The sequence below is a fragment of the Vibrio palustris genome (genome assembly GCF_024346995.1).
In the GTDB taxonomy this organism is placed as follows: domain Bacteria; phylum Pseudomonadota; class Gammaproteobacteria; order Enterobacterales; family Vibrionaceae; genus Vibrio; species Vibrio palustris.
In genome coordinates this window covers 2,322,909-2,346,093 of the sequence record NZ_AP024887.1, presented here as the reverse complement: position 1 = coordinate 2,346,093, position 23,185 = coordinate 2,322,909, and the positions used below count along the sequence as shown (strand labels likewise).

Here is a 23,185-nt window from a genome sequence, read left to right as displayed (position 1 = left end):
TTGCGCAAGGAATAGTAGGGGTTATCAGGATAAATGTCGATCATTATACAAATTGGGTTATGATACTAAAGACTTTAGAAAACACGTCTGGAGAGGGAGTCAGATATGAACGACCCACATTTATCGACAAAACCCTTACCAAAAATACTGATCATATATGCGCATCCAGATCCAGATCAGTCGGTAGCGAATAAGGTACTAATCCGTAAGGCTCGTCAGTTAGAACATGTCACCATTGTGGACTTGTACGCCACATATCCAGATTTTTTTATTGATGTCCACGCTGAGCATCAGCGGCTGTTATCTCATGATGTGATTGTTTTTCAGCACCCCTTGTATATGTATTCATGTCCCTCATTACTTAAAGAATGGATTGATTGTGTGCTAGGTAAGGGATTTGCTTTTGGCGACTATAGTGCACTCAAAGGTAAATATTGGCGACATGTCATTACCACGGGGGGACGAGAAGATGCGTTTAGTACTCGGGGTTATAACCGCTTTACCATTCATGACTTATTACGACCTTTTGAAATTACGTCGGCGTTGTGTCAAACCCATTGGGTTGAGCCTTTAGTTTTATATTGGGCCCGCAATGTTTCGGACCTTGAGCGTTATCACCAAGCAGAACATTATAAGCAATGGCTAGATAATCCAGAATTGAGTTAGGAGAACGTATGGCAACATCAACAACCGAGTTGTTACAAAGTGGCTCGATTTTCTTAGCTGCTGCTGTGGTTGCGGTGCCGTTGGCGCAGCGATTAGGGCTAGGATCAGTTATCGGCTATTTATTAGCAGGTGTCGCGATTGGTCCTTGGGGCTTAGGTTTAATTAGAGATGTTCAAGCTATTTTGCATTTCGCCGAGTTTGGCGTGGTGTTGTTATTGTTTTTAATCGGATTAGAGCTCAATCCTAAACAACTTTGGCGAATGCGGATTCCGATTTTGGGAGTCGGCGGAGCGCAAGTCGTGATAACCACCGGCATACTCTCGAGTCTGACTTATACCTTAGGTCTGGATTGGCGAACCAGTTTAGTGATTGGGATGGGGCTCGCATTATCATCGACGGCCATTGCACTTCGCGTGATTGATGAGCAAGATCTTTCACGCACGGAAGCCGGGCAAACGGGTTTTTCTGTTTTGTTGTTCCAAGATATTGCCGTGATTCCGATGTTGGCGCTGATGCCTGCTCTAGCCGGAGTAACCGGAGGGAGTTGGATAGATGGTTTGTGGATGATCTTGGGCATTGTTGGCCTTATGGTGGGTGGACATTATTTATTAAACCCCATTTTTCGTTACATCATACTGACTGGAGTACGTGAGCTATTCACGGTGGCGTCCTTATTGTTGGTGATCGGCATTGCGTTAATGATGGAGCAAATTGGTCTATCCATGGCGCTCGGGGCATTCATTGCTGGTGTGTTGCTCGCGGAAAGTGAATTTCGCCACGAGTTAGAAGTGGCGATTGAGCCTTTTAAAGGGTTATTACTGGGTCTGTTCTTTATCGCCGTTGGTATGTCCGTGGATCTTGGATTGTTACTGGTACACCCTTGGATGATTCTTGGTTGTGTTATTGCTCTGGTAGCGATTAAGGGAGGCATTTTATATCTATTGGCTCGGGTGGCCGGTATTGGTTCGGGTTCAAGAAGTAAAATGGCCGCTATTTTAAGCCAAGGTGGCGAATTTGCGTTTGTCATTTTTACCGCGGCCCAAGCGGATAAATTATTGTCGCAAGATCAAGTCGATTATTTGCTTGTGATCGTGAGTTTATCGATGGTGACGACACCCTTGATTTTAAAAGCTCAGCAATACTGCTTATCTCGTCAACTTAACCAGCAAGATAGAGAAGACTTATCGCATGATGTAGAAGATAAAGAACCTCGGGTTATTATTGCCGGTTTCGGCCGATTTGGTCAGGTGATTGGCCGGTTATTGTATGCGAATAAAATTAAATTGACCGTTTTGGAAAGCGATGCCAGCCAGATAAAGTTGCTACGTAAGTTTGGTTATAAGGTGTTTTATGGTGATGCATCGAGTTTAGAACTGTTACGAGCGGCAGGAGCTGATAAAGCCGAAGCGATTGTTATTTGTACGGATGTGCCACAAGAAGTACTGAATATCGTGAATTTATGCCAACAACATTTTCCGAACTTAAAAATACTGGCACGGGCACGCAGCCGAGTAGAGGCATATCAATTGATTAATTTGGATGTGTCGGGCTACTCGCGAGAAACCTTTTTAGGTGCGTTAGATTTAGGTCGTAAAGCGCTAGTGGCGCTGGGTATGCATCCATATCAAGCAAGGCGAGCAGAAAATCATTTTGAACGCTTGGATACGGCAATGCTCACGCAGTTATTGCCACAGCAAGGCGAAGATAAAAAACTGTCATTACGAGCTAAAGAAGCACGCAAGGAATTGGAAGAAATTTTTGGGCGAGAAATGGAAAGTGATCGCCGCGCTTTTGGTCAATGGGATGAGGAGTAACAAGACCATGACAATCAAAAAACGTTTTATTGCTGGTGCAAATTGTCCGAGTTGTCATGCTCAGGATACACTGCGCTGGTGGATTGAAAATAATATCGAGATGGTCGAATGTGTGGAATGTCAGCACACAGATCAGCGAGTTCCAAAGGAAGCACAGAGCTCGAAACACACTCAAGAGCACATGATTGGTATTTTTAAGCCAGAATAATTGAGATTCTTGTGAGGATCTTCATAATACACTGTATCTAATATATGCTTTAGCTAAATATAAAGCTAAACAAACTCGACTCTTTGGAGCTGTTATGAAAATTGAAAATGATGTGGTAGCAAGTCTCGCGTACCAAGTAAAACTAGAAGACGGTGTGGTTGTTGATCAGTCAACAACTGAAGCTCCACTAGATTACCTACACGGTAAAGGCAACCTAATTGTTGGTCTAGAACGTGAACTTGAAGGTAAAGAAGCTGGCGATGCATTCTCTGTTACTGTGTCTCCAGATGATGCATACGGCGAACACAGCGATATGTTAGTACAACGTGTTCCAGCTGATGTATTCCAAGGCGTTGATGAGATCGAAGTCGGTATGCGTTTTCTAGCTGACACAGACCAAGGTCCTGTGCCAGTTGAAATCACTGAAGTAGACGGCGACGAAGTTGTGGTTGATGGTAACCACATGCTAGCAGGCAAAACGTTGACGTTTGACGTAGAAGTAGTTGCCGTACGCGCTGCGACAGCAGAAGAACTTGAACATGGTCATACACATCAAGATGATGGCCATGTACACGATGAAAACTGTTCTCACTAATTCATTGATACCAACGCCCATATGTGGGGCGTTATTCAGTGAATAAGTTGCTCAGTAAGCGCAAACTGATCCATTCGGTTTGCGCTTTTTTTATTGATTAGATACGAACGGATTAACAGGAAGTCATGATGTCAAAGCCATTTTCGATTGCGATTCACGGTGGTGCAGGAACCATCTTACGTGAAAAAATGACCCAAGAATTACAAGATGAATTTTTACATCAACTCGAAAAGTCACTGCGTGCAGGGCATAAGGTATTAGCCCAAGGTGGCAGTGCGGTAGACGCAGTGGTCAGTGCGGTCACGGTAATGGAAGATTCACCACTATTTAATGCCGGCAAAGGTGCGGTAATGACCAGTAAAGAAATGGTAGAAATGGATGCGTCTATCATGGATGGTCAAGATCACAATGTGGGTGCGATTGCCGGAGTGCAGCATATTAAAAACCCGATTCATCTGGCCCGGCAAGTGATGCAAGACAGTGAGCATGTATTTTTGATTGGTGAAGGGGCAGAAGCATTTGCATTTGATAACGGTTATGCGTTTACCGAGCAAGACTACTTCTTTACGGAGCGTCGCTACGAGCAATTACTGAGAATGAAACAAGCACAAGGTTTTGCACTTTCAGAGTCTGAATACCCTGATGACGATAAACATGGCACCGTGGGCGCGGTTGCACTTGATCAGCAGGGCAACCTGGCAGCTGCAACCAGTACGGGCGGGGTCACTAATAAGCAATATGGCCGTGTCGGTGACTCGCCGATTATTGGTGCAGGAACCTACGCGGAAAACGGCAATGTTGCAGTCTCTTGTACTGGAATGGGGGAGTTTTTTATTCGTAAAATGGTTGCTGGAGATGTTGCGGCTCGTATGCGTTATTTACAAGAAGATATCGCAACTGCGTGCGACACCATTATTCAAGGAGAGCTGAAACGTATCGGTGGTGAAGGTGGTTTAGTCGCGATGGATGCACAAGGTCAAGCCCACTTTTCGATGAATAGTTCGGGGATGTATCGTGGCGCAATCGATACCGTTGGAAACTTGACTGTAAAAATCTATTCAGATGAATAAGTTATATATAAAGATCTAAAAGTAATAAAGAGGGTTTTTTTATTACTTTTTCTTGCTTAAAAAGTGACTGCATCGCCCATCGATCAGTGCTAGAATCCTTTTTTAACTAGCAATCAGACTGGAAAAATGGGAAATAATGTAGTCGTCCTCGGCACTCAATGGGGTGACGAAGGAAAAGGAAAAATAGTTGATCTTCTGACGGAAGACGCAAAATACGTTGTTCGCTATCAAGGTGGCCATAATGCGGGTCACACGCTTGTTATTGATGGTGAAAAAACAGTCCTCCACCTTATTCCATCAGGTATCCTTCATAAAAATGTAAAATGCATCATTGGTAATGGCGTTGTTGTTTCGCCGGATGCAATGTTGCATGAAATGAAAGAACTTGAAGATCGCGGTGTCCCTGTCCGTGAAAACCTTTATATTTCTGAAGCATGCCCGCTAATTCTGCCATATCACATTGCCTTAGATCAGGCACGTGAAGCGGCGCTTGGTAAGAAAGCTATTGGTACAACTGGACGTGGTATCGGCCCGGCATACGAAGATAAAGTGGCTCGTCGTGGCCTACGTGTCGGCGATCTTGCTAACAAAGAAACGTTTGCAGAAAAGCTGAAAACGGTGATGGAATATCATAACTTCCAGCTTGAACATTTCTATAAAGTAGAACCGGTAAGTTACGAAGACGTTCTTGAGCAAGCAATGAGCTATGCTGATTTGCTAACCTCTATGGTTATCGATGTGACCGATGAACTTGATGGCGCTCGTAAACGTGGTGATAAAATCATGTTTGAAGGCGCGCAAGGTACATTGCTTGATATCGATCACGGTACTTACCCTTACGTGACGTCTTCTAATACGACAGCAGGTGGCGTAGCTGCCGGCTCTGGTTTCGGTCCGGCTCACTTAGGTTACATTTGCGGTATTGTAAAAGCTTACTGTACACGTGTTGGTGCTGGCCCATTCCCGACAGAATTATCTGACGATGTCGGTTATCACTTAGGTACTAAAGGTGCTGAGTTTGGTGCAACCACTGGCCGTCAACGTCGTTGTGGTTGGTTTGATGCTGTGGCTCTACGCCGTGCAGTACAAATTAACTCTGTGACTGGCTTCTGTTTGACCAAGCTTGATGTACTTGATGGCTTAGAAGAAGTGAAGATCTGTACCGGTTACCAGCTTGCTGATGGCACAGTCTTAGAAGTCTCGCCACTGGCGGCTGATGCATACGAAAACATTACTCCGATTTATGAAACTCTGCCAGGTTGGTCGGATATTACGTTTGGTGTGACATCGATTGATGGGCTTCCTCAAGCTGCTCTTGATTATATTAAGCGCATCGAAGAGTTAACGGGTGTTCCAGTTGATATGATTTCTACTGGCCCTGACCGCCGCGAAACGATTATTAAGTCTCACCCATTTGAAGCTTAATGACATGTTCGTTTAAAAAAAACCGACTTACGAGTCGGTTTTTTTGTATCTATACTTAGTCGTATACATTCTCAATGGCAAAAAATTGCCGCTGATCGACAAGTTTTGCCTAAAGAGATAACAGGCTTGGTCGATAAAAGTAACAGATTAGCCAGTATGCCCCCGTATACTTTAAATTAATGGCTAAGTTATGAACTAAGAGTGCAGCAATGAAGCTACGATTTGTCGCGGCTTCGCTGATGTTGGGCCTATGTGCATCACTTCCCGTTGCGAAAGCGAACGAAATGGGTGATGTTGGCAAGCCGGTGCCAATCTACAGCGAGTCTGAGCTCATCAGGTTGATTGAGCAAAATAAACACTTACAGCGTGTTAAGGCGGACAAGTGCCAATTGGTCGAGGACATTATTGCTCGTGCCACGCGGATTAATTTGCCATCTTATGAGTTCCTGTACGGCGATATGCTGTCTTGGGGGGTATGTGTTGATAAAGATATTGAGCTTGGGTTGTATTATATTAAAAGTGCGGCTCATCAAGGCTTGCCATCGGCTTTAGAACGGATGGGGAGTTATTACGCACATGGCACCTTTGTCCAACAAGATCGTGAACGCGCCATCCCATATTTAAGAGAAGCCGCCGGTATGGGCGATCTGAATGCGCGAATTCAGTTAGCTGAGCTGTTATTGCGTGATTATGGGAGTCCACTTGATTATGAAGACGCTTATCGTTGGCTATATAACTCAGTCACTGATAGTCAGCGCCAACACAAACGCATTGCCCTGCTACGTGAAGGACTAGAGCAGCGTATGCCGCAAAATATTATTGCGCGCGCTAAACGTAAAGAAACGTATTGGTAACCAGCAGGGACGAGCCCTGCTGATGAGACATACGATACGGCTATTGTCTCGCTGCTAATGCGACTTTCTGTTCCTGTTTTTGCAGTTCATACATCGCACGATATCGACCCTGTTCGATATTCATCAATGACTGATGATTGCCTTCTTCGATCAACTCCCCGTCATCTAATACCAAAATAGTGTCAGCATTACGTATGGTGGATAAGCGGTGAGCGACGACTATCATGGTGACTTTTCCATATAAATTCGCTAACGCTTTTTGTACCACCTGTTCGGTTTCACTGTCGACATTGGCCGTCGCCTCGTCGAGTAGTAATATTTTAGGTGAGCCAGCCAATGCACGAGCAATGATTAATTGTTGCCGTTGCCCGGTAGATAAACGCGAGCCGCCTTCACCAAGGTGCGTTTGATAGCCATCAGGCATCTCCATGATGACCTCGTGTAAGTGGGCATCTTGTGCGGCAATCTCAACTTGCTGTGCCGTGAGTTCTCGACCCATTGCAATATTGTCAAAAATACTTGAAGCCAAAATGAAAGGTTCTTGAGGAATGAATCCAATACCTTGCCTTAACATGTCATGGCTAAACTCGCTTAAGTTGTGCTTATCGACTTGGATACTGCCTGATTGTGGCTGGTAGAAATTTAGTAGCAGGCTTAATAAGGTACTTTTCCCGCTGCCTGTATGGCCGATGACCGCAAAGAAGCGCCCTGCAGGAATGTCGATATTGATATTTTTAAGCACTGGTTTGTCAGGGTTGTAACCAAAGACAACATGATTAATGCTGATATGTCCATCGCTAAGCTGCGCGTTGGTATGCGGGGTATCCGCTAAAGCGGTCTCACTGAGTAACGTGTTGACGCGACTCCCCGCGACCATAGCTTGTTGGTAAAGGCTAAATTGCTGCGCAATTTCCATTAAAGGTTGGGTGAAACGCCCTAAATAATTAAGATAGGCATATAAAACCCCAATCTCTGTCACGCCTTGCACCACTTTTATACCAAAAAACCACACGATCGCCGCAGTGACCACGACACTCATTAAATTGATGGCAGGCCGCAGTAATAAGCTAGCCATGGTCATTGTTTTTAAGCGAGTACGATAGTGGCGGTTGTTGATACGATTAAACTGATTGAGCTTTGATTCCTGTTGATTAGTCGATTGAATGACTGCCATACCACCAATCGATTCACTGATTGTGGCATTGATATCGGAGCGTAGCTGACGGCTTTCAGCGACCACGCTGCCACTAAGTTTCTGGTAAATATAGATAATAATGGCAACGGCTGGCATTAACGCTAACGCAATCAGCATTAATTGCAGGTCTAAAATCGCCATCGCAATTAAAATACCGAACAACATTATGACGTTAGAAACGACATTCGATAAAAATTGCACATAAACGTCTTTGATAGATTCCGTATCATTGGTGATGCGACTGACCAGTTGTCCGGTACGGGCATAATCGAAATAGGCCATGGGTAAATTTAATACGTGATGAAAAGCACGTTTACGAATATCTAAAACCGCATTGAGTGCAAGGTCGACAAACTTGAGCGTTTGTTGATACTTCAAAATCGTAGAAAGAAGAATACTCACCACATAGAGTAGAGTAATCCCAATCACTGGCCATTTAGGATACGTATCTGGGATGATGAAATTATCAATAAAAACTTTCGAAATCATCGGTCCAATGACATCGAGCGCAGTGGCAAATACGACGAGAGATAACGCTTTATAAAGTAGTGGGCGGTCTTGAAACACATAACCAATGAGTAGGTTAAATGCCCCAGCAGTATGTTTGGCTGATTTAGTCTTCGTCATGATAGTCCTTATCTAACGCTTGCTCCATTTGTTGATAGGCGACCATTTGAGAATACCACCCGCTATTTTGACTCAGTTGCTGATGGGTGCCGCGTTCGGTAATTCTCCCATGGGATAGCACGATAATTTCATTCGCGTGCTCAATCGCAGAGAGTCGGTGCGTGATAATGATGACACTCTGTGATTCTCTAGCACGTAAATGGTTAATAATGGTCTGTTCGGTGCCGACATCCACTGCCGATAGCGCATCATCCAGTATGAGAATGGGCGCTTCGCTAATGAGCGCTCGAGCAATCGAGACACGCTGTCGTTGACCGCCTGATAATGTCACGCCACGCTCACCCACTAAGGTTTGATAGCCTTCCGGAAACTGCACAATATCATCATGAATAGCGGCTAAGCGTGCGGCTTCGTAAATATCTTCATCACTGGCGTTGGGCTTACCCATGCGAATGTTTTCTAAAATTGAGGTACTAAATAAAAACGCATCTTGTGGGACATAGGCAAACTGTTCTCGCAAAGCGTGTAAGGAAATGTCTTGCAAAGGCATGCCACTCAGCTTTATCTCGCCAGTATCGATGTCCCAGTAGCGCATTAATAATTGAAGTAACGTTGATTTTCCCGCCCCGGTAGGCCCGGCAATGCCGAGTACACTTTGCTCTGGTAAGTGTAGGTCGATATTGCTCAAGCTTGGCTGTTGGCTGTTCGGGTAAGTAAACGTTAAAGAATCAATCGTCACCTCATGACTATGAGGGACGTTTTCGCCTGAATCTTCAATCGTGTCCGGTAAAGACAGTAATTCATATAAACGGCCAATCGCAGCATTACCACGTTGTAAAATATTCATGAGCCAGCCAAACGCAAACATCGGCCAAATCAGTTGTGATAAATACAAACTAAAGCTGGTGAGCTGGCCAACCGTCAATTGCTCTTTATGTATGAGCCACCCACCCATCAATAAGGTGAGGAGCATAGAAGACCCTAAGCTAATTTGAATAACGGGATCAAATTTAGCTTCTGAGCGTTCAACATGATAATTACTTTGTGCCGCTTGTTCTGCAATGTTATCAAACTGCTGTTTTTCAATTGCTTCTCGCCCCATGGCTTTAATCATTCTTACGCCGACAATCGCTTGTTGAGTTTGCTCATTTAGCGTCGAGAATTTATCTAATGTATCGCGAAACTGATGGTGAATGGTACTGGATAAACGATAAAAGAACAGCCCCATAAATGGGAAAGGAATCAAGGCAACGGCGGCTAGACGCCAGTCAATGAACACAAACATCATTACGACCACGAGAAGAAACGTACTCATACCGTCAAAACCGGATAAAATACCTTCTCCGGCGGCAGATTCTACCGCATCTATATCATTGGTTGCTCGCGCCATTAAGTCACCCGTAGAGTGAGCACTGTAGAAAGCTTGGCCTTGTTTGGTGAGGCGTTGATAAAACTGACGACGAAAAAGGTTCGCTAAATGGAAAGAAGTGCCAAATAACAGGCGTCTCCAGCCATAACGTAAGAGATAAATCGCGATCCCACAAAAGAGTAATATCAGAAGGTAGTGTTGGGTATTATCCATGCTATGAGTCGCAAGTATTTGGTCGACAGAGCGTCCGATAACCCAAGGGATTGCCATATTTAATAAGCCGACTATAAATAACATAGTCAGAGCCAGTGAATAGGTATACCAATAGCGCCGGAAAAACCAGCCTAGGCGTCGGAAAAGCAGCATAAGGTGTCCATTCCTTTGATAAGATGTTATTGTAGACAGTTAGATATAGCACCACCATAGATATGAATTTGAGTATTCGCCCACGGGTAACAACGTCATGGTTCGACACTGATGACATAAGCAATTTAGTGACTATGGTATGCTAGTTAGAGTAACATTTTTTATACAGCTGTATCAGGTTTTTCTATCAGTAACTGTAGCTTAGGCATTGACTCAGATATACTAACAACAGCTTCCTTCCTATCAAGCACAATTAGGCCAATCTATGTCAGAGAAGACCAATCAAGACCCATTTGCTGAGCGTGAATCGCAGAATTACGAGAACCCTATTCCGAGCCGAGAATACATTCTCGAGTTTCTGAGAACAGCGAATGTTCCCATGAACCGCAATGATTTATTTGCCGCATTAGAATTGCAAGGTGAAGATCATTATGAAGGCTTACGCCGTCGCTTAAGAGCCATGGAGCGTGATGGACAGCTAGTATTCACTCGCCGGCAGTGTTATGTCTTGCCAGAAAAACTCGAGCTCATAAAAGGGTATGTCATTGGACACCGTGATGGGTTTGGTTGGGTCCGCCCAGAAGGTAGCCTTGGCAAAGACAACGACATCCTGTTACCGCATCACCAAATGAAAACGATTATTCATGGTGATTACGTGTTGGTGCAGCCGTCAGGTACTGACAAAAGAGGGCGTAAAGAAGGCCGCTTGATTCGAATTTTGGAAGCGAGAAATGGACAAATTGTTGGACGTTTCTTCTTCGAACAAGGCTGCTCATATGTCGTGCCTGATGACTCTCGTATTCATCAAGATATTCTGATCCCCGATGAACACCGTTTCGGTGCGCGTATGGGCAATGTGGTGGTGATTGAGATCACTGATCGTGGTGCGCGTAACCGCAGCATGATGGGAAAAGTCGTGGAAGTCCTTGGCGAAAATATGGCTCCGGGAATGGAAACACAAATTGCTATCCATACTCACCAGCTGCCGTGTGAGTGGCCTGAAGAGGTGACCAAGCAAATTGAACATCTTGGTGAAGACGTTCCTGAAGACGCAAAGCAAGGTCGTGTAGATTTACGTGACCTACCATTAGTGACGATTGATGGTGAAGATGCACGCGACTTTGATGACGCCGTATATTGTGAAGCGAAGAAAGGTGGCGGTTGGCGTCTTTGGGTAGCGATTGCTGATGTGAGCTATTACGTTCGCCCTGGCAGTGCCTTGGATAAAGAAGCAATTAACCGTGGTAACTCGGTTTACTTCCCATCACAAGTTGTGCCTATGCTACCGGAAGTGCTGTCTAACGGATTGTGTTCGTTGAATCCTCAAGTGGATCGCCTATGTATGGTGTGTGAGATGACCATTTCAGAAGCGGGTAAGCTATCAGGCTACAAGCACTATGAAGCTGTCATGAACTCCCATGCACGGCTTACCTACAACAAAGTGTCTCATATCCTTCAAGGTGATGAAGATTTACGCGAACGTTATCAAGCGAATGTCCCTCATTTAGAAGAACTTCATCGCATGTATAAAGTGCTGAAGAAAACGCGTGATCAACGTGGCGCGATTGAGTTTGAAACGGTTGAAACGAAATTCATTTTCAATGCTGAGCGTAAAATCGACAGAATTGAGCCTGTGGTACGTAACGATGCTCATAAAATCATTGAAGAATGTATGATTTTAGCCAACGTAGCGTCTGCGTCTTACGTGGAAAAGGCTAAGGAACCCGCGTTATATCGTGTTCATGAAGCCCCAGGCGAGCAACGCTTAGTTGGTTTCCGTGATTTCCTAAGCGAGTTAGGCCTAAATCTGACTGGTGGGCTTGAACCGTCTCCAACGGATTATGCCGACTTAATGCATCAAATTGGTGATCGCCCAGATAAAGAATTGATTCAAACGATGCTGCTGCGTTCAATGAAACAGGCGGTATACAATGCGGACAATTGTGGTCACTTTGGCCTTGCATTGAAGCGCTACGCGCACTTTACTTCTCCAATCCGTCGTTACCCTGATTTATTATTGCACCGTGCAATTAAGTACCTTATTGCTAAAGAAAAGGGACAAAATCAGGATCGCTGGACTCCAACAGGCGGCTATCATTATTCATTTGATGATATGGACTTCTACGGTGAGCAGTGTTCCACCACAGAGCGCCGTGCTGATGATGCTACTCGTGATGTCTCTGATTGGCTCAAATGTGAATACATGCAAGATCACGTCGGTGAAGTGCTTGATGGTGTAATTGCCAATGTGACTGGTTTTGGTTTCTTTGTCCGATTATCGGAACTGCACATTGATGGTTTAGTCCATATTTCATCATTGGCGAATGATTACTACCACTTTGACCCAGTAGGTCAACGCTTGAAAGGGGAGTCCTTTGGCGCTATTTACCGTTTGGGTGATAGCGTAAAAGTCAAAGTGCAAGCGGTTAATCTTGATGACCGTCAAATCGACTTTGCGCTAGAAGGCACGGAACGTAAAGCGCGAGGTGAGGGTAAAACAGCGAAAAAACGCGTTGCAGAAGCCAAAGCTAAAGCCAAAAGTAAAAAGGTAGCTTCAAAAGGTAAAGCGGTTCCAGCTGTGGAACCACCCAAGCGACCAGATGATGAAGCCGCTGATCGTAAGCGCAAAAAAACGAAAGCGTCTAAAGCTCGTAAAAATAAAGCCCGCAGTAAGCCGGCCAAGCAAGAAAAGAAATAGGTAAACGATGAGTAGTGAACTGATTTATGGTATCCATGCTATTAAAGCGGTATTAGAGCGTGACCCCGCCCGTTTTATTGAAGCATATGTCTTAAAAGGCCGTCAGGATGATCGTCTATTACCCGTGCTAAATGAGCTGGCGAGTATGGGAATTTCGATTCAAGAAATGAACCGAAAAACATTGGATGACAGAGCGAAAGGGGCGAATCATCAAGGCGTAATGGCTAAAGTTAAGGCCGCTAAGGTTCTTAATGAAAACGACTTGGATGATATTCTTGCTAAACAAGAAACACCATTGTTATTAGTGTTGGATGGTGTTACCGATCCGCATAACCTTGGGGCATGTCTGCGTAATGCAGATGCAGCAGGTGTTGTAGCTGTCATTGTTCCTAAAGATAAATCAGCACCATTGAATGCGACTGTCAGCAAAGTGGCTTGTGGCGCAGCAGAAACGGTGCCACTGATTCGGGTGACCAATCTTGCTCGTACGATGCGCGCACTTCAAGAGCAAGGCGTTTGGTTTGTCGGCACCGCCGGTGAAGCGACTCATGATGTGTTTCAGACAAATCTGAAAGGTTCATTGGCTATCGTGATGGGAGCGGAAGGTGACGGTATGCGTCGTTTAACACGGGAAACCTGTGACGATCTCATCAAAATACCCATGGCCGGAACAGTGTCGAGCTTGAATGTCTCAGTTGCGACAGGTGTCTGTTTATTTGAAGCGGTACGCCAACGCACCGCATAGTCCACATGGTCTGCGAGTATCGCCAAACAGCGTGATAATTCATCACGCTGTTTGTACTTAAGTAGAACGGACAATAAACGTCGTATATTTTTCACGCACTACTTGCAAGCCCGATCTATATCTGTATAATGCACCGCACTGGCTTAAGTCAGTTGTGAACCAATGAGCGGCGAGGAGCCATATAATCTCAGTATTGATTGGGTAATGTATACTCTGCTTAAGTTCGCAGTTAATAATTACTAGATAACTAATTTATCTTTTTTTGTTAGCTGACAATGTGTCCAATTAGGACGCTACGGTTTCACATAAATCAATCGACATTCTCTCACCTTTAGTGAGTTAGAGTGGCGATATTGTTTGTGTAATTTTTATAAATATTGGAGCTCTGTCTCATGCAGAACCAACGCATCCGTATCCGCCTAAAAGCTTTCGATTACAAATTGATCGATGCTTCTACTGCGGAAATCGTTGAAACAGCTAAACGTACCGGCGCACAGGTTCGTGGTCCTATTCCACTGCCTACTCGTAAAGAGCGTTTCACTGTTCTTACTTCTCCACACGTAAACAAAGATGCGCGTGACCAGTACGAAATTCGTACTCACAAGCGTCTGATCGACATCGTTGAACCGACTGACAAGACTGTTGATGCTCTGATGCGTCTTGATCTTGCTGCTGGTGTAGATGTTCAAATCAGCCTAGGTTAAGGGGAGTTAGAATAATGATTGGTCTAGTCGGACGTAAAGTGGGTATGACCCGCGTATTTACCGAAGAAGGCGTTTCTATCCCTGTAACAGTAGTTGAGGTTGAAGCGAACCGTGTAACTCAAGTGAAATCACTTGATACAGATGGTTACGCAGCAATCCAAATTACTGCTGGTGATAAGAAAGCTAGCCGTGTATCGAAGCCTGAAGCTGGTCACTTTGCGAAAGCAGGTGTTGAAGCTGGCCGCGGTCTTTGGGAATTCCGTTTAGAAAACGGTGAAGAATTTGAAGTTGGTGCTGAACTAACTGTTGAATTGTTCAATGAAATTAAAAAAGTAGACGTTACTGGTTCATCTAAAGGTAAAGGTTTCCAAGGCGCTGTTAAGCGTTGGAACTTCCGTACTCAAGATATGACTCACGGTAACTCCTTGTCTCACCGTGCTCCTGGTTCTATTGGTCAATGTCAGACTCCAGGTCGCGTATTTAAAGGCAAGAAAATGGCAGGTCAAATGGGTAACGAGCGTGTAACGACTCAAAACCTAGAGATCGTACGTGTTGACGCTGAGCGTAACTTACTTCTTATTAGAGGTGCAGTTCCAGGCTCAACAGGCGGTAACGTGATCGTAAAACCAGCTGTAAAATCATAACGTCTAGGAGTAAGTAATGGAATTGATGGTTAAAGGTGCTGATGCACTAACTGTTTCCGAAACTACTTTCGGACGTGAGTTCAACGAAGCTCTTGTACACCAAGTAGTTGTTGCGTATGCAGCAGGTGCTCGTCAAGGTACTCGTGCTCAAAAGACACGTTCAGAAGTTTCTGGCGGCGGCGCTAAGCCATGGCGTCAAAAAGGTACTGGCCGTGCTCGTGCTGGTACAATCCGTAGCCCGATCTGGCGTACAGGTGGTGTTACTTTTGCTGCGAAACCACAAGATCACAGCCAAAAAGTAAACAAAAAAATGTACCGCGGTGCTATGAAGAGCATTCTTTCTGAGCTAGTTCGTCAAGAGCGTTTAATCGTTGTTGATAACTTCACAGTTGAAGCTCCAAAAACTAAAGAGCTAGTAGCTAAGCTTAAAGAACATGAGCTTAACGACGTTCTTGTCGTTACTGGCGAAGTAGACGAGAATCTATTCTTAGCTGCTCGTAACCTTTACAAAGTTGATGTGCGTGATGTTTCTGGTATCGACCCAGTAAGCCTAATCGCATTTAACAAGGTTCTTATGACTGCTTCTGCAGTTAAGCAAGTTGAGGAGATGCTGGCATGATTCGTGAAGAGCGTCTACTAAAAGTTTTGCGTGCTCCGCACATCTCTGAAAAAGCTACTATGGCTGCAGAGAAAGCGAACACTATTGTTTTCACAGTTGCAATTGACTCTACTAAAAAAGAAATCAAAGCTGCTGTAGAAAAACTATTTGAAGTTGAAGTTAAGTCTGTAAATACTCTTATCACTAAGGGTAAGACCAAACGTCAAGGTCTACGCCAAGGTCGCCGTAGCGACGTTAAAAAAGCGTACGTTACTTTGAACGAAGGTCAAGATCTTGACTTTGTTGGCGGCGCGGAATAACAGGAGTAGTTGAAAAATGGCTATTGTTAAATGTAAGCCGACTTCGGCTGGTCGTCGTCACGTTGTTAAAATCGTAAATGCTGACCTTTATAAAGGTAAGCCTTACGCACCGCTTTTAGAGAAAAACTCTAAGCACGGTGGTCGTAACAACAACGGTCGAATTACAGTTCGTCACATCGGTGGTGGTCACAAGCAACATTACCGTGTGATTGATTTTAAACGTACTAAAGATGGTATCCCTGCAACGGTTGAGCGTATTGAATACGATCCAAACCGTAGTGCGAACATCGCTCTAGTACTATATAAAGACGGTGAACGTCGTTACATCATTGCACCTAAAGGCGTAAAAGCTGGTGACCAAGTTCAATCTGGCGTTGATGCAGCAATCAAAGCGGGTAACGCTTTGCCAATGCGCAACATCCCAGTAGGTTCAACTGTACACAACGTTGAACTAAAACCTGGTAAAGGTGCACAGATCGCACGTTCAGCTGGTGCCTATGTACAAATCGTCGCTCGCGACGGTGCGTATGTAACACTTCGTCTACGTTCTGGCGAAATGCGTAAAGTTCTGTCTGAATGCCGTGCAACTATCGGTGAAGTAGGCAACCACGAACACATGCTTCGTGAACTTGGTAAAGCTGGTGCTAGTCGCTGGCGCGGTGTTCGTCCTACCGTTCGCGGTGTGGTAATGAACCCTGTTGATCACCCACACGGTGGTGGTGAAGGTCGTACTTCTGGTGGCCGTCATCCAGTATCTCCATGGGGTGTTCCTACTAAAGGCTTCAAGACCCGTAAGAACAAACGCACTGACAAGTACATCGTACGTCGTCGTAATAAGTAATCTATTAAAGAGGATAAGCCATGCCACGTTCTCTCAAGAAAGGTCCATTTATTGACCTACACTTGCTGAAGAAGGTAGAGAAAGCGGTGGAAAGCGGAGACAAGAAGCCTTTAAAGACTTGGTCCCGTCGTTCAATGATCATTCCACAAATGATTGGTTTGACCATCGCTGTCCATAATGGTCGTCAACACGTGCCAGTTTTCGTAACTGACGAGATGATCGGTCACAAACTGGGCGAATTCGCACCTACTCGTACTTACCGCGGTCACGCTGCGGATAAGAAAGCTAAGAAGAAGTAAGGAGTAAATAATGGAAGCTTTAGCTAAACATAACTTTGCTCGCATTTCTCCTCAGAAAGCTCGCTTAGTAGCAGATCTTATTCGTGGTAAAAGCGTAGATCAGGCTCTAGAAACGCTAACTTTCAGCAACAAAAAAGCTGCTGAATTAGTGAAAAAAGTTCTAGAGTCAGCAATCGCTAACGCGGAACACAACGAAGGTGCTGACATTGACGATCTACGTGTCGCTAAAATCTTCGTAGATGAGGGCCCGATCATGAAGCGTATTATGCCTCGTGCTAAAGGTCGTGCGGATCGTATCTTGAAGCGTTCAAGCCACATTACTGTGGTTGTCGCAGATCGCTAAGAGACTAGGAGAGTAAGCAATGGGTCAGAAAGTACATCCAAATGGTATTCGTCTAGGCATCGTTAAGCCTTGGAATGCTACATGGTTTGCTAATACCAATGAGTTCGCTGACAACCTAGACGGCGACTTCAAGGTACGTCAATTCCTCAATAAGGAATTGGTAAAAGCGTCTGTAGCGCGCATCGTTATCGAGCGTCCTGCGAAGAGCATTCGTGTGACTATTCACACAGCTCGTCCAGGTGTTGTTATCGGTAAGAAAGGCGAAGACGTTGAGAAGCTACGTGCAGCTGTAGCTAAAATTGCAGGTGTACCAGCACAAATTAACATCGCTGAAGTACGTAAGCCTGAATTAGACGGTCAACTAGTTGCTGATGGCATCGCTTCTCAGCTAGAGCGTCGTGTGATGTTCCGTCGTGCTATGAAGCGCGCGGTACAAAACGCAATGCGTCTAGGTGCGAAGGGTATCAAAGTTGAAGTAAGTGGTCGTCTAGGCGGCGCTGAAATCGCACGTACAGAATGGTATCGTGAAGGCCGTGTGCCTCTACATACTCTGCGTGCAGACATTGATTACGCGACTTCTTCTGCTCACACTCAATATGGTGTGATTGGCGTTAAAGTTTGGATCTTCAAAGGTGAGATTCTAGGCGGTATGCCAGTTGCTGAACCTAAGAGTGAAAAGCCTAAGAAGCAGCGTAAAGGCCGTAAGTAAGGAGTCGACAGATGCTACAACCTAAACGTACTAAATTCCGTAAGGTTCAGACTGGTCGTAACCGTGGTCTAGCTAAAGGTACTGAAGTATCATTCGGTACTTTCGGTTTAAAAGCTGTTGGCCGTGGTCGTCTGACTGCTCGTCAAATCGAAGCGGCACGTCGTGCAATGACACGTCACATTAAGCGTCAAGGGCAAATCTGGATCCGTGTGTTCCCAGACAAACCTATCACAGAAAAACCACTTGAAGTTCGTCAAGGTAAGGGTAAAGGTAACGTTGAGTACTGGGTAGCCCAAATCCAACCTGGAAAGGTTATGTACGAAGTTGATGGTGTACCTGAAGAGTTGGCACGTGAAGCGTTCCGCCTAGCGGCTCGTAAACTGCCATTCAAAACCACATTTGTAACTAAGCAGGTGATGTGATGAAAGCACTTGATCTACGCGAGAAAAGCGTTGAAGAGCTTAATGCTGAGCTACTGAATTTGTTGAAAGAACAGTTCAACTTGCGTATGCAAGCTGCTACTGGTCAGCTACAACAAACTCACACTCTAAAAGCTGTACGCCGTGATATCGCACGTGTGAAAACTGTTTTGACTGAGAAGGCAGGCGCATAATGAGCGACAAAATTCGTACTCAACAAGGTCGCGTTGTTAGCAACAAAATGGACAAGTCTATTGTTGTTATCATTGAACGTTTCGTAAAACACCCAATTTACGGCAAGTTCATGAAACGCACCACAAAACTGCACGCTCACGATGAAAACAACGAATGTAGCCAAGGCGATATCGTTGAAATCAAAGAGTGTCGTCCACTGTCTAAGACTAAGTCTTGGACATTGGTTAAAATTGTAGAAAAAGCGAAAGTTTAATTTCAATTTTCTATAGTTAAAATAAGCGGCTACGGGAAAATTTTCGAGCCGCTTGTTTTTTGACTACCTTTTCTAAAAAAAGGGTGGTACAATTCGCGTCCCTTTTAAAGAGGCAGCCCGACCCGAGATGGGTCTAGTTTTTTTATATTTAGCGGAGCACTAACATGATCCAAATGCAAAGTATGCTGGACGCAGCTGATAACTCAGGCGCTCGCAGCGTAATGTGTATTAAGGTTCTGGGTGGCTCTCACCGCCGTTACGCTCATGTGGGCGACATCATCAAAGTTACTGTTAAGGAAGCAATTCCTCGCGGTAAAGTAAAAAAAGGTGATGTAATGAAGGCAGTGGTAGTTCGCACCCGTAAAGGCGTACGTCGTCAGGACGGTTCTGTCATTCGCTTCGACCGTAATGCTTGTGTGTTGTTAAACAATAATACTGAGCAACTAATCGGTACACGTATCTTTGGTCCAGTGACTCGTGAACTTCGCAATGCGAAATTCATGAAATTAGTTTCACTGGCTCCAGAAGTTCTGTAAGGAGCGGCAAACAATGGCAGCTAAAATCCGTCGTAACGACGAAGTAATCGTTCTTGCTGGTAAAGATAAAGGCAAGAAAGGTAAAGTAAGCAAGGTTCTTGAAACTGGTAAAGTTATCGTTGAAGGTATCAACCTAGTTAAGAAACATCAGAAACCTGTTCCAGCTCTAGGTACCCAAGGTGGTATTGTTGAGCAAGAAGCAGCAATCGATGTATCTAACGTGGCTCTCTTCAATGAAGCTACTGGTAAAGCGGACCGTGTAGGTTTCCGTTTTGAAGATGGCGCTAAAGTGCGTTTCTTCAAGTCTAACGGTGAAACAATTAAGTAATTTGGAGTTCTACTATGGCGAAACTGCATGATTACTACAAGTCGTCTGTAGTCGCTGAACTGACCAAACAGTTCGGTTACACAAGCGTCATGCAAGTCCCTAGAATTGAGAAGATCACCCTCAATATGGGCGTTGGTGAAGCAATCAACGATAAGAAACTATTAGAAAATGCAGCATCTGATATGGCTACGATTTCAGGTCAGAAACCTTTAATCACTAAAGCTCGTAAATCTGTTGCAGGTTTCAAAATTCGTGAAGGCTACCCAATTGGTTGTAAAGTAACCTTGCGTGGCGAGCGCATGTGGGATTTCTTTGAGCGTTTGATTTCTATCGCTCTACCACGTGTACGCGATTTCCGCGGTGTTAGCGCTAAGTCTTTTGACGGACGCGGTAACTACAGCATGGGCGTTCGCGAGCAAATCATCTTCCCGGAAATCGACTACGATAAAGTCGATCGAGTACGCGGTCTTGATATCACTATCACGACTACAGGTGCTACCGATGAGGAAGGCCATGCTCTGCTGGCTGCCTTTAACTTCCCATTCCGTAAGTAAGGTGAAGGGTTACTGTTATGGCTAAACAATCAATGAAAGCACGTGACGTTAAACGTGCCAAGCTAGTAGCACAGTACGCAGAAAAGCGTGCCGCGCTTAAAGCTATCATCAGCGATGTAAACGCATCAGAAGAAGATCGTTGGAATGCAGTTCTTAAACTGCAAACTCTTCCACGTGATTCAAGTGCATCACGTCAGCGCAACCGTTGCAACCAAACTGGTCGTCCACACGGTTACCTACGTAAATTCGGTCTAAGCCGTATCAAAGTTCGTGAAGCTTGCATGAAAGGCGAGATTCCTGGACTTCGTAAGGCGAGCTGGTAATTGCCACTTAATCATTTGGAGTAAAGTTTATGAGCATGCAAGATCCGATTTCGGATATGCTGACCCGTATTCGTAACGGTCAGGCAGCACAAAAAGTTGCTGTTACAATGCCTTCTTCAAAGCTTAAAGTTGCAATTGCTGCACTACTTAAAGCTGAAGGTTACATCGTAGACTTCGCGGTAAACAGCGAAGTTAAACCTGAGCTAGAAGTTACTCTTAAGTACTTCCAAGCTAAACCAGTAATTGAGCAAATCCAACGTGTTTCACGTCCTGGTCTGCGCGTCTACAAGAAAAAAGACGAGCTTCCATCAGTGATGGGCGGTCTGGGTGTTGCCGTAGTTTCTACTTCCAAGGGTCTGATGTCAGACCGTGCCGCGCGTAAAGCCGGTCTTGGTGGTGAAATCATTTGCTACGTAGCGTAATTTAAGGAGTAGGATATGTCTCGTGTTGCTAAAGCACCTGTCGCTATTCCAGCTGGCGTAGAGGTGAAACTAAACGGCCAAGAGATCACCGTAAAAGGTGCTAAAGGTGAAATGACTCGCGTGCTTAACAACCTAGTTGCTATTGCACAAGAAGAAAATTCCCTTACTTTCGGTCCAGTCAACGAACGTGTTACTCACTCTTGGGCTCAAGCAGGTACTGCTCGTGCACTAGTGAACAACATGATTCTTGGTGTTACTGAAGGCTTCTCTAAGAAGCTAACTTTGAAAGGTGTCGGTTACCGTGCTGCTATTAAAGGCAATGCTGTAGCTCTAACTCTAGGCTTCTCTCACCCTGTTGAGCATGAATTGCCTGCAGGTATTAAGGCTGAGTGTCCTAGCCAAACTGAGATCGTAGTATCTGGTTGTGATAAGCAACTAGTCGGTCAAGTTGCGGCAGATATTCGTTCTTACCGTGAACCTGAACCTTATAAAGGTAAAGGTGTTCGTTACGCAGATGAAAATGTGCGTACTAAAGAAGCTAAGAAGAAGTAAGGTAACGCTATGGATAAGAAAGCATCTCGCATCCGTCGTGCCCTTCGTGCACGTCGTAAGATTGCAGAACTGGGTGCAACTCGCCTAGTAGTACACCGTACTCCTCGTCACGTGTACGCACAGGTGATTGCAGCTAACGGCTCTGAGGTTATCGCAGCAGCTTCTACTGTAGAAAAAGCGATCCGTGAGCAGGTTAAAAACACCGGTAACATCGATGCTGCACAAGCAGTAGGTAAAGCTATTGCTGAGCGTGCGCTTGAAAAAGGCGTGACTGCAGTTGCATTTGATCGTTCTGGTTTCCAATACCACGGTCGAGTAGCGGCGCTAGCAGAGACTGCTCGCGAAGCTGGTCTGAAATTCTAAGGTAGGGTTGGAAGATGGCTAAAGAACAACAACAAGCTAATGATTTGCAAGAAAAGCTAATCGCCGTTAATCGTGTTTCTAAAACGGTTAAAGGTGGTCGAATCATGAGCTTCACTGCACTAACAGTCGTTGGTGACGGTAATGGTCGTGTAGGTTTCGGATACGGTAAAGCCCGTGAAGTACCTGCAGCGATTCAAAAAGCAATGGAAAAAGCGCGTCGTAACATGGTTACTATCGCACTTAACGAAGGCACTCTTCACCATCACGTGAAAGGTCGCCACTCGGGTTCTAAGGTTTACATGCAGCCTGCTGCAGAAGGTACAGGTGTTATCGCCGGTGGCGCAATGCGTGCTGTACTAGAAGTAGCTGGTGTACATAACGTACTATCAAAAGCGTATGGTTCAACTAACCCAATCAACGTTGTTCGTGCAACAATCGATGCATTGGGTAGCATGAAGTCACCTGAAATGGTTGCTGCTAAACGTGGTCTGACTGTTGAATCTATTTCGGAGTAAGAACACCATGGCAACTATTAAAGTAACTCAAACTAAAAGCTCAATTGGTCGCCTACCTAAGCATAAAGCTACTTTGCGTGGACTAGGCCTTCGTCGCATCAACCATACGGTTGAACTTCAGGACACACCATGTATTCGTGGTATGGTCAATAAAGTTCACTATATGGTTAAAATTGAGGAGTAATCAGAATGCGTTTGAATACTCTATCACCGGCTACAGGATCTAAACCTTCTAAGAAGCGTGTAGGCCGTGGTATCGGTTCGGGGCTTGGTAAAACAGGTGGCCGTGGTCACAAAGGCCAAAAATCGCGTTCAGGCGGTTCAGTTCGTCCAGGTTTTGAAGGCGGTCAAATGCCATTGAAACAACGTTTGCCAAAATTCGGCTTCAAATCTCGTAAAGGATTTGTATCTGCTGAAGTTCGCTTAAGCGAATTCGCAAAAGTAACTGGCGAAGTTGTTGATTTAAATAGCCTTAAAGCAGCAAACGTTGTTGCGAAGAACATCGAAAATGTTAAAGTTGTTCTTTCTGGCGAGATCAACAAAGCAGTGACTGTAAAAGGTCTACGCGTGTCGAAAGGCGCTAAAGCTGCGATCGAAGCTGCAGGCGGTAAAATCGAGGAATAATCTCGAGGATT

General features: G+C 44.9%; 32 protein-coding genes. 30 read left to right on the top strand and 2 right to left on the bottom strand.

Going from position 1 to position 23,185, the window contains the following annotated elements; genetic code table 11:
- The first annotated feature begins 105 nt into the window (after positions 1–105).
- From kefG to motX, 7 genes are all read left to right on the top strand, one after another.
- Entirely contained in the window at positions 106–666 is a 561-nt protein-coding gene (gene kefG, locus OCU30_RS10980; RefSeq protein ID WP_077314088.1) for a glutathione-regulated potassium-efflux system ancillary protein KefG, read from the top strand.
- Between the two features lie 8 nt (positions 667–674).
- Positions 675–2,480 carry a glutathione-regulated potassium-efflux system protein KefB gene (gene kefB, locus OCU30_RS10975; RefSeq protein WP_077314086.1) on the top strand — a complete coding sequence of 602 codons (1,806 nt, stop codon included), beginning with the start codon at positions 675–677 and terminating at the stop codon, positions 2,478–2,480.
- 7 nt (positions 2,481–2,487) lie between these two features.
- Positions 2,488–2,688: a YheV family putative zinc ribbon protein gene (locus OCU30_RS10970; protein ID WP_077314084.1), complete on the top strand. Its 201-nt coding sequence runs from the start codon at positions 2,488–2,490 to the stop codon at positions 2,686–2,688.
- Positions 2,689–2,782: 94 nt separating this feature from the next.
- A complete protein-coding gene (gene slyD / locus OCU30_RS10965) occupies positions 2,783–3,283 on the top strand; it encodes a peptidylprolyl isomerase (protein ID WP_077314083.1) in 501 nt (166 codons plus the stop codon).
- A 128-nt stretch (positions 3,284–3,411) separates the two neighbouring features.
- Entirely contained in the window at positions 3,412–4,353 is a 942-nt protein-coding gene (locus OCU30_RS10960; RefSeq protein WP_077314082.1) for an isoaspartyl peptidase/L-asparaginase family protein, read from the top strand.
- A gap of 126 nt (positions 4,354–4,479) precedes the next feature.
- Complete coding sequence (locus OCU30_RS10955; RefSeq protein ID WP_077314081.1) at positions 4,480–5,778, top strand: adenylosuccinate synthase; 1,299 nt, start codon at positions 4,480–4,482, stop codon at positions 5,776–5,778.
- Positions 5,779–5,987: 209 nt separating this feature from the next.
- Positions 5,988–6,632, top strand: a complete 645-nt coding sequence (gene motX, locus OCU30_RS10950) for a flagellar protein MotX (protein ID WP_077314079.1) — start codon at positions 5,988–5,990, stop codon at positions 6,630–6,632.
- 40 nt (positions 6,633–6,672) lie between these two features.
- Here motX and OCU30_RS10945 read toward each other — a convergent pair whose 3' ends face one another.
- Together OCU30_RS10945 and OCU30_RS10940 are read right to left on the bottom strand one after the other, a co-directional pair.
- Positions 6,673–8,454: an ABC transporter ATP-binding protein gene (locus OCU30_RS10945; protein WP_095532904.1), complete on the bottom strand. Its 1,782-nt coding sequence runs from the start codon at positions 8,452–8,454 to the stop codon at positions 6,673–6,675.
- Positions 8,441–10,189, bottom strand: a complete 1,749-nt coding sequence (locus tag OCU30_RS10940) for an ABC transporter ATP-binding protein (protein WP_077314076.1) — start codon at positions 10,187–10,189, stop codon at positions 8,441–8,443. Before OCU30_RS10940 ends, OCU30_RS10945 begins: the two co-directional genes overlap by 14 nt.
- 265 nt (positions 10,190–10,454) lie before the next feature.
- Here OCU30_RS10940 and rnr point away from each other — a divergent pair, with 265 nt between their 5' ends.
- From rnr to rplO, 23 genes are all read left to right on the top strand, one after another.
- Complete coding sequence (rnr, locus tag OCU30_RS10935) at positions 10,455–12,887, top strand: ribonuclease R (protein WP_077314074.1); 2,433 nt, start codon at positions 10,455–10,457, stop codon at positions 12,885–12,887.
- A 7-nt stretch (positions 12,888–12,894) separates the two neighbouring features.
- A complete protein-coding gene (gene rlmB, locus OCU30_RS10930) occupies positions 12,895–13,632 on the top strand; it encodes a 23S rRNA (guanosine(2251)-2'-O)-methyltransferase RlmB (RefSeq protein WP_077314072.1) in 738 nt (245 codons plus the stop codon).
- 392 nt (positions 13,633–14,024) lie between these two features.
- Positions 14,025–14,336 carry a 30S ribosomal protein S10 gene (gene rpsJ, locus OCU30_RS10925; RefSeq protein ID WP_004736761.1) on the top strand — a complete coding sequence of 104 codons (312 nt, stop codon included), beginning with the start codon at positions 14,025–14,027 and terminating at the stop codon, positions 14,334–14,336.
- A gap of 14 nt (positions 14,337–14,350) precedes the next feature.
- Positions 14,351–14,980 (top strand): 50S ribosomal protein L3, encoded by a 630-nt coding sequence (gene rplC, locus OCU30_RS10920; RefSeq protein WP_077314070.1) that lies wholly within the window; start codon positions 14,351–14,353, stop codon positions 14,978–14,980.
- A 16-nt stretch (positions 14,981–14,996) separates the two neighbouring features.
- Positions 14,997–15,599: a 50S ribosomal protein L4 gene (gene rplD / locus OCU30_RS10915; RefSeq protein ID WP_077314068.1), complete on the top strand. Its 603-nt coding sequence runs from the start codon at positions 14,997–14,999 to the stop codon at positions 15,597–15,599.
- Complete coding sequence (gene rplW, locus OCU30_RS10910; protein WP_077314066.1) at positions 15,596–15,898, top strand: 50S ribosomal protein L23; 303 nt, start codon at positions 15,596–15,598, stop codon at positions 15,896–15,898. The genes rplD and rplW overlap by 4 nt, the downstream gene beginning before the upstream one ends.
- 16 nt (positions 15,899–15,914) lie before the next feature.
- Positions 15,915–16,739, top strand: a complete 825-nt coding sequence (gene rplB, locus OCU30_RS10905) for a 50S ribosomal protein L2 (RefSeq protein WP_077314064.1) — start codon at positions 15,915–15,917, stop codon at positions 16,737–16,739.
- A gap of 20 nt (positions 16,740–16,759) precedes the next feature.
- Complete coding sequence (rpsS, locus tag OCU30_RS10900; RefSeq protein ID WP_026959667.1) at positions 16,760–17,038, top strand: 30S ribosomal protein S19; 279 nt, start codon at positions 16,760–16,762, stop codon at positions 17,036–17,038.
- 10 nt (positions 17,039–17,048) lie between these two features.
- Entirely contained in the window at positions 17,049–17,381 is a 333-nt protein-coding gene (gene rplV / locus OCU30_RS10895; RefSeq protein WP_077314062.1) for a 50S ribosomal protein L22, read from the top strand.
- A gap of 19 nt (positions 17,382–17,400) precedes the next feature.
- A complete protein-coding gene (gene rpsC / locus OCU30_RS10890; protein WP_077314060.1) occupies positions 17,401–18,090 on the top strand; it encodes a 30S ribosomal protein S3 in 690 nt (229 codons plus the stop codon).
- Positions 18,091–18,101: 11 nt separating this feature from the next.
- Positions 18,102–18,512 (top strand): 50S ribosomal protein L16, encoded by a 411-nt coding sequence (gene rplP, locus OCU30_RS10885; RefSeq protein ID WP_077314058.1) that lies wholly within the window; start codon positions 18,102–18,104, stop codon positions 18,510–18,512.
- Positions 18,512–18,703: a 50S ribosomal protein L29 gene (gene rpmC, locus OCU30_RS10880; RefSeq protein ID WP_004728606.1), complete on the top strand. Its 192-nt coding sequence runs from the start codon at positions 18,512–18,514 to the stop codon at positions 18,701–18,703. The genes rplP and rpmC overlap by 1 nt, the downstream gene beginning before the upstream one ends.
- Positions 18,703–18,957, top strand: a complete 255-nt coding sequence (gene rpsQ / locus OCU30_RS10875) for a 30S ribosomal protein S17 (protein WP_077314056.1) — start codon at positions 18,703–18,705, stop codon at positions 18,955–18,957. Before rpmC ends, rpsQ begins: the two co-directional genes overlap by 1 nt.
- Positions 18,958–19,121: 164 nt before the next feature.
- Entirely contained in the window at positions 19,122–19,493 is a 372-nt protein-coding gene (gene rplN, locus OCU30_RS10870) for a 50S ribosomal protein L14 (RefSeq protein WP_077314055.1), read from the top strand.
- A gap of 13 nt (positions 19,494–19,506) precedes the next feature.
- A complete protein-coding gene (rplX, locus tag OCU30_RS10865) occupies positions 19,507–19,821 on the top strand; it encodes a 50S ribosomal protein L24 (RefSeq protein WP_077314053.1) in 315 nt (104 codons plus the stop codon).
- A 14-nt stretch (positions 19,822–19,835) separates the two neighbouring features.
- On the top strand, positions 19,836–20,375 hold the full coding sequence (gene rplE, locus OCU30_RS10860) for a 50S ribosomal protein L5 (RefSeq protein ID WP_077314051.1): 540 nt from the start codon (positions 19,836–19,838) through the stop codon (positions 20,373–20,375).
- Positions 20,376–20,392: 17 nt separating this feature from the next.
- Positions 20,393–20,698 (top strand): 30S ribosomal protein S14, encoded by a 306-nt coding sequence (gene rpsN, locus OCU30_RS10855; protein ID WP_077314049.1) that lies wholly within the window; start codon positions 20,393–20,395, stop codon positions 20,696–20,698.
- A 29-nt stretch (positions 20,699–20,727) separates the two neighbouring features.
- Positions 20,728–21,120 carry a 30S ribosomal protein S8 gene (gene rpsH, locus OCU30_RS10850; RefSeq protein ID WP_077314047.1) on the top strand — a complete coding sequence of 131 codons (393 nt, stop codon included), beginning with the start codon at positions 20,728–20,730 and terminating at the stop codon, positions 21,118–21,120.
- Between the two features lie 15 nt (positions 21,121–21,135).
- Positions 21,136–21,672, top strand: coding sequence for a 50S ribosomal protein L6 (gene rplF, locus OCU30_RS10845; protein ID WP_077314046.1), 537 nt, complete (start codon positions 21,136–21,138; stop codon positions 21,670–21,672).
- A 9-nt stretch (positions 21,673–21,681) separates the two neighbouring features.
- Positions 21,682–22,035: a 50S ribosomal protein L18 gene (gene rplR, locus OCU30_RS10840; RefSeq protein ID WP_077314044.1), complete on the top strand. Its 354-nt coding sequence runs from the start codon at positions 21,682–21,684 to the stop codon at positions 22,033–22,035.
- A gap of 14 nt (positions 22,036–22,049) precedes the next feature.
- Positions 22,050–22,550, top strand: coding sequence for a 30S ribosomal protein S5 (gene rpsE, locus OCU30_RS10835; protein WP_077314042.1), 501 nt, complete (start codon positions 22,050–22,052; stop codon positions 22,548–22,550).
- A gap of 7 nt (positions 22,551–22,557) precedes the next feature.
- A complete protein-coding gene (gene rpmD, locus OCU30_RS10830; RefSeq protein ID WP_077314040.1) occupies positions 22,558–22,734 on the top strand; it encodes a 50S ribosomal protein L30 in 177 nt (58 codons plus the stop codon).
- A 5-nt stretch (positions 22,735–22,739) separates the two neighbouring features.
- A complete protein-coding gene (rplO, locus tag OCU30_RS10825) occupies positions 22,740–23,174 on the top strand; it encodes a 50S ribosomal protein L15 (protein WP_077314038.1) in 435 nt (144 codons plus the stop codon).
- Positions 23,175–23,185 lie beyond the last annotated feature (11 nt).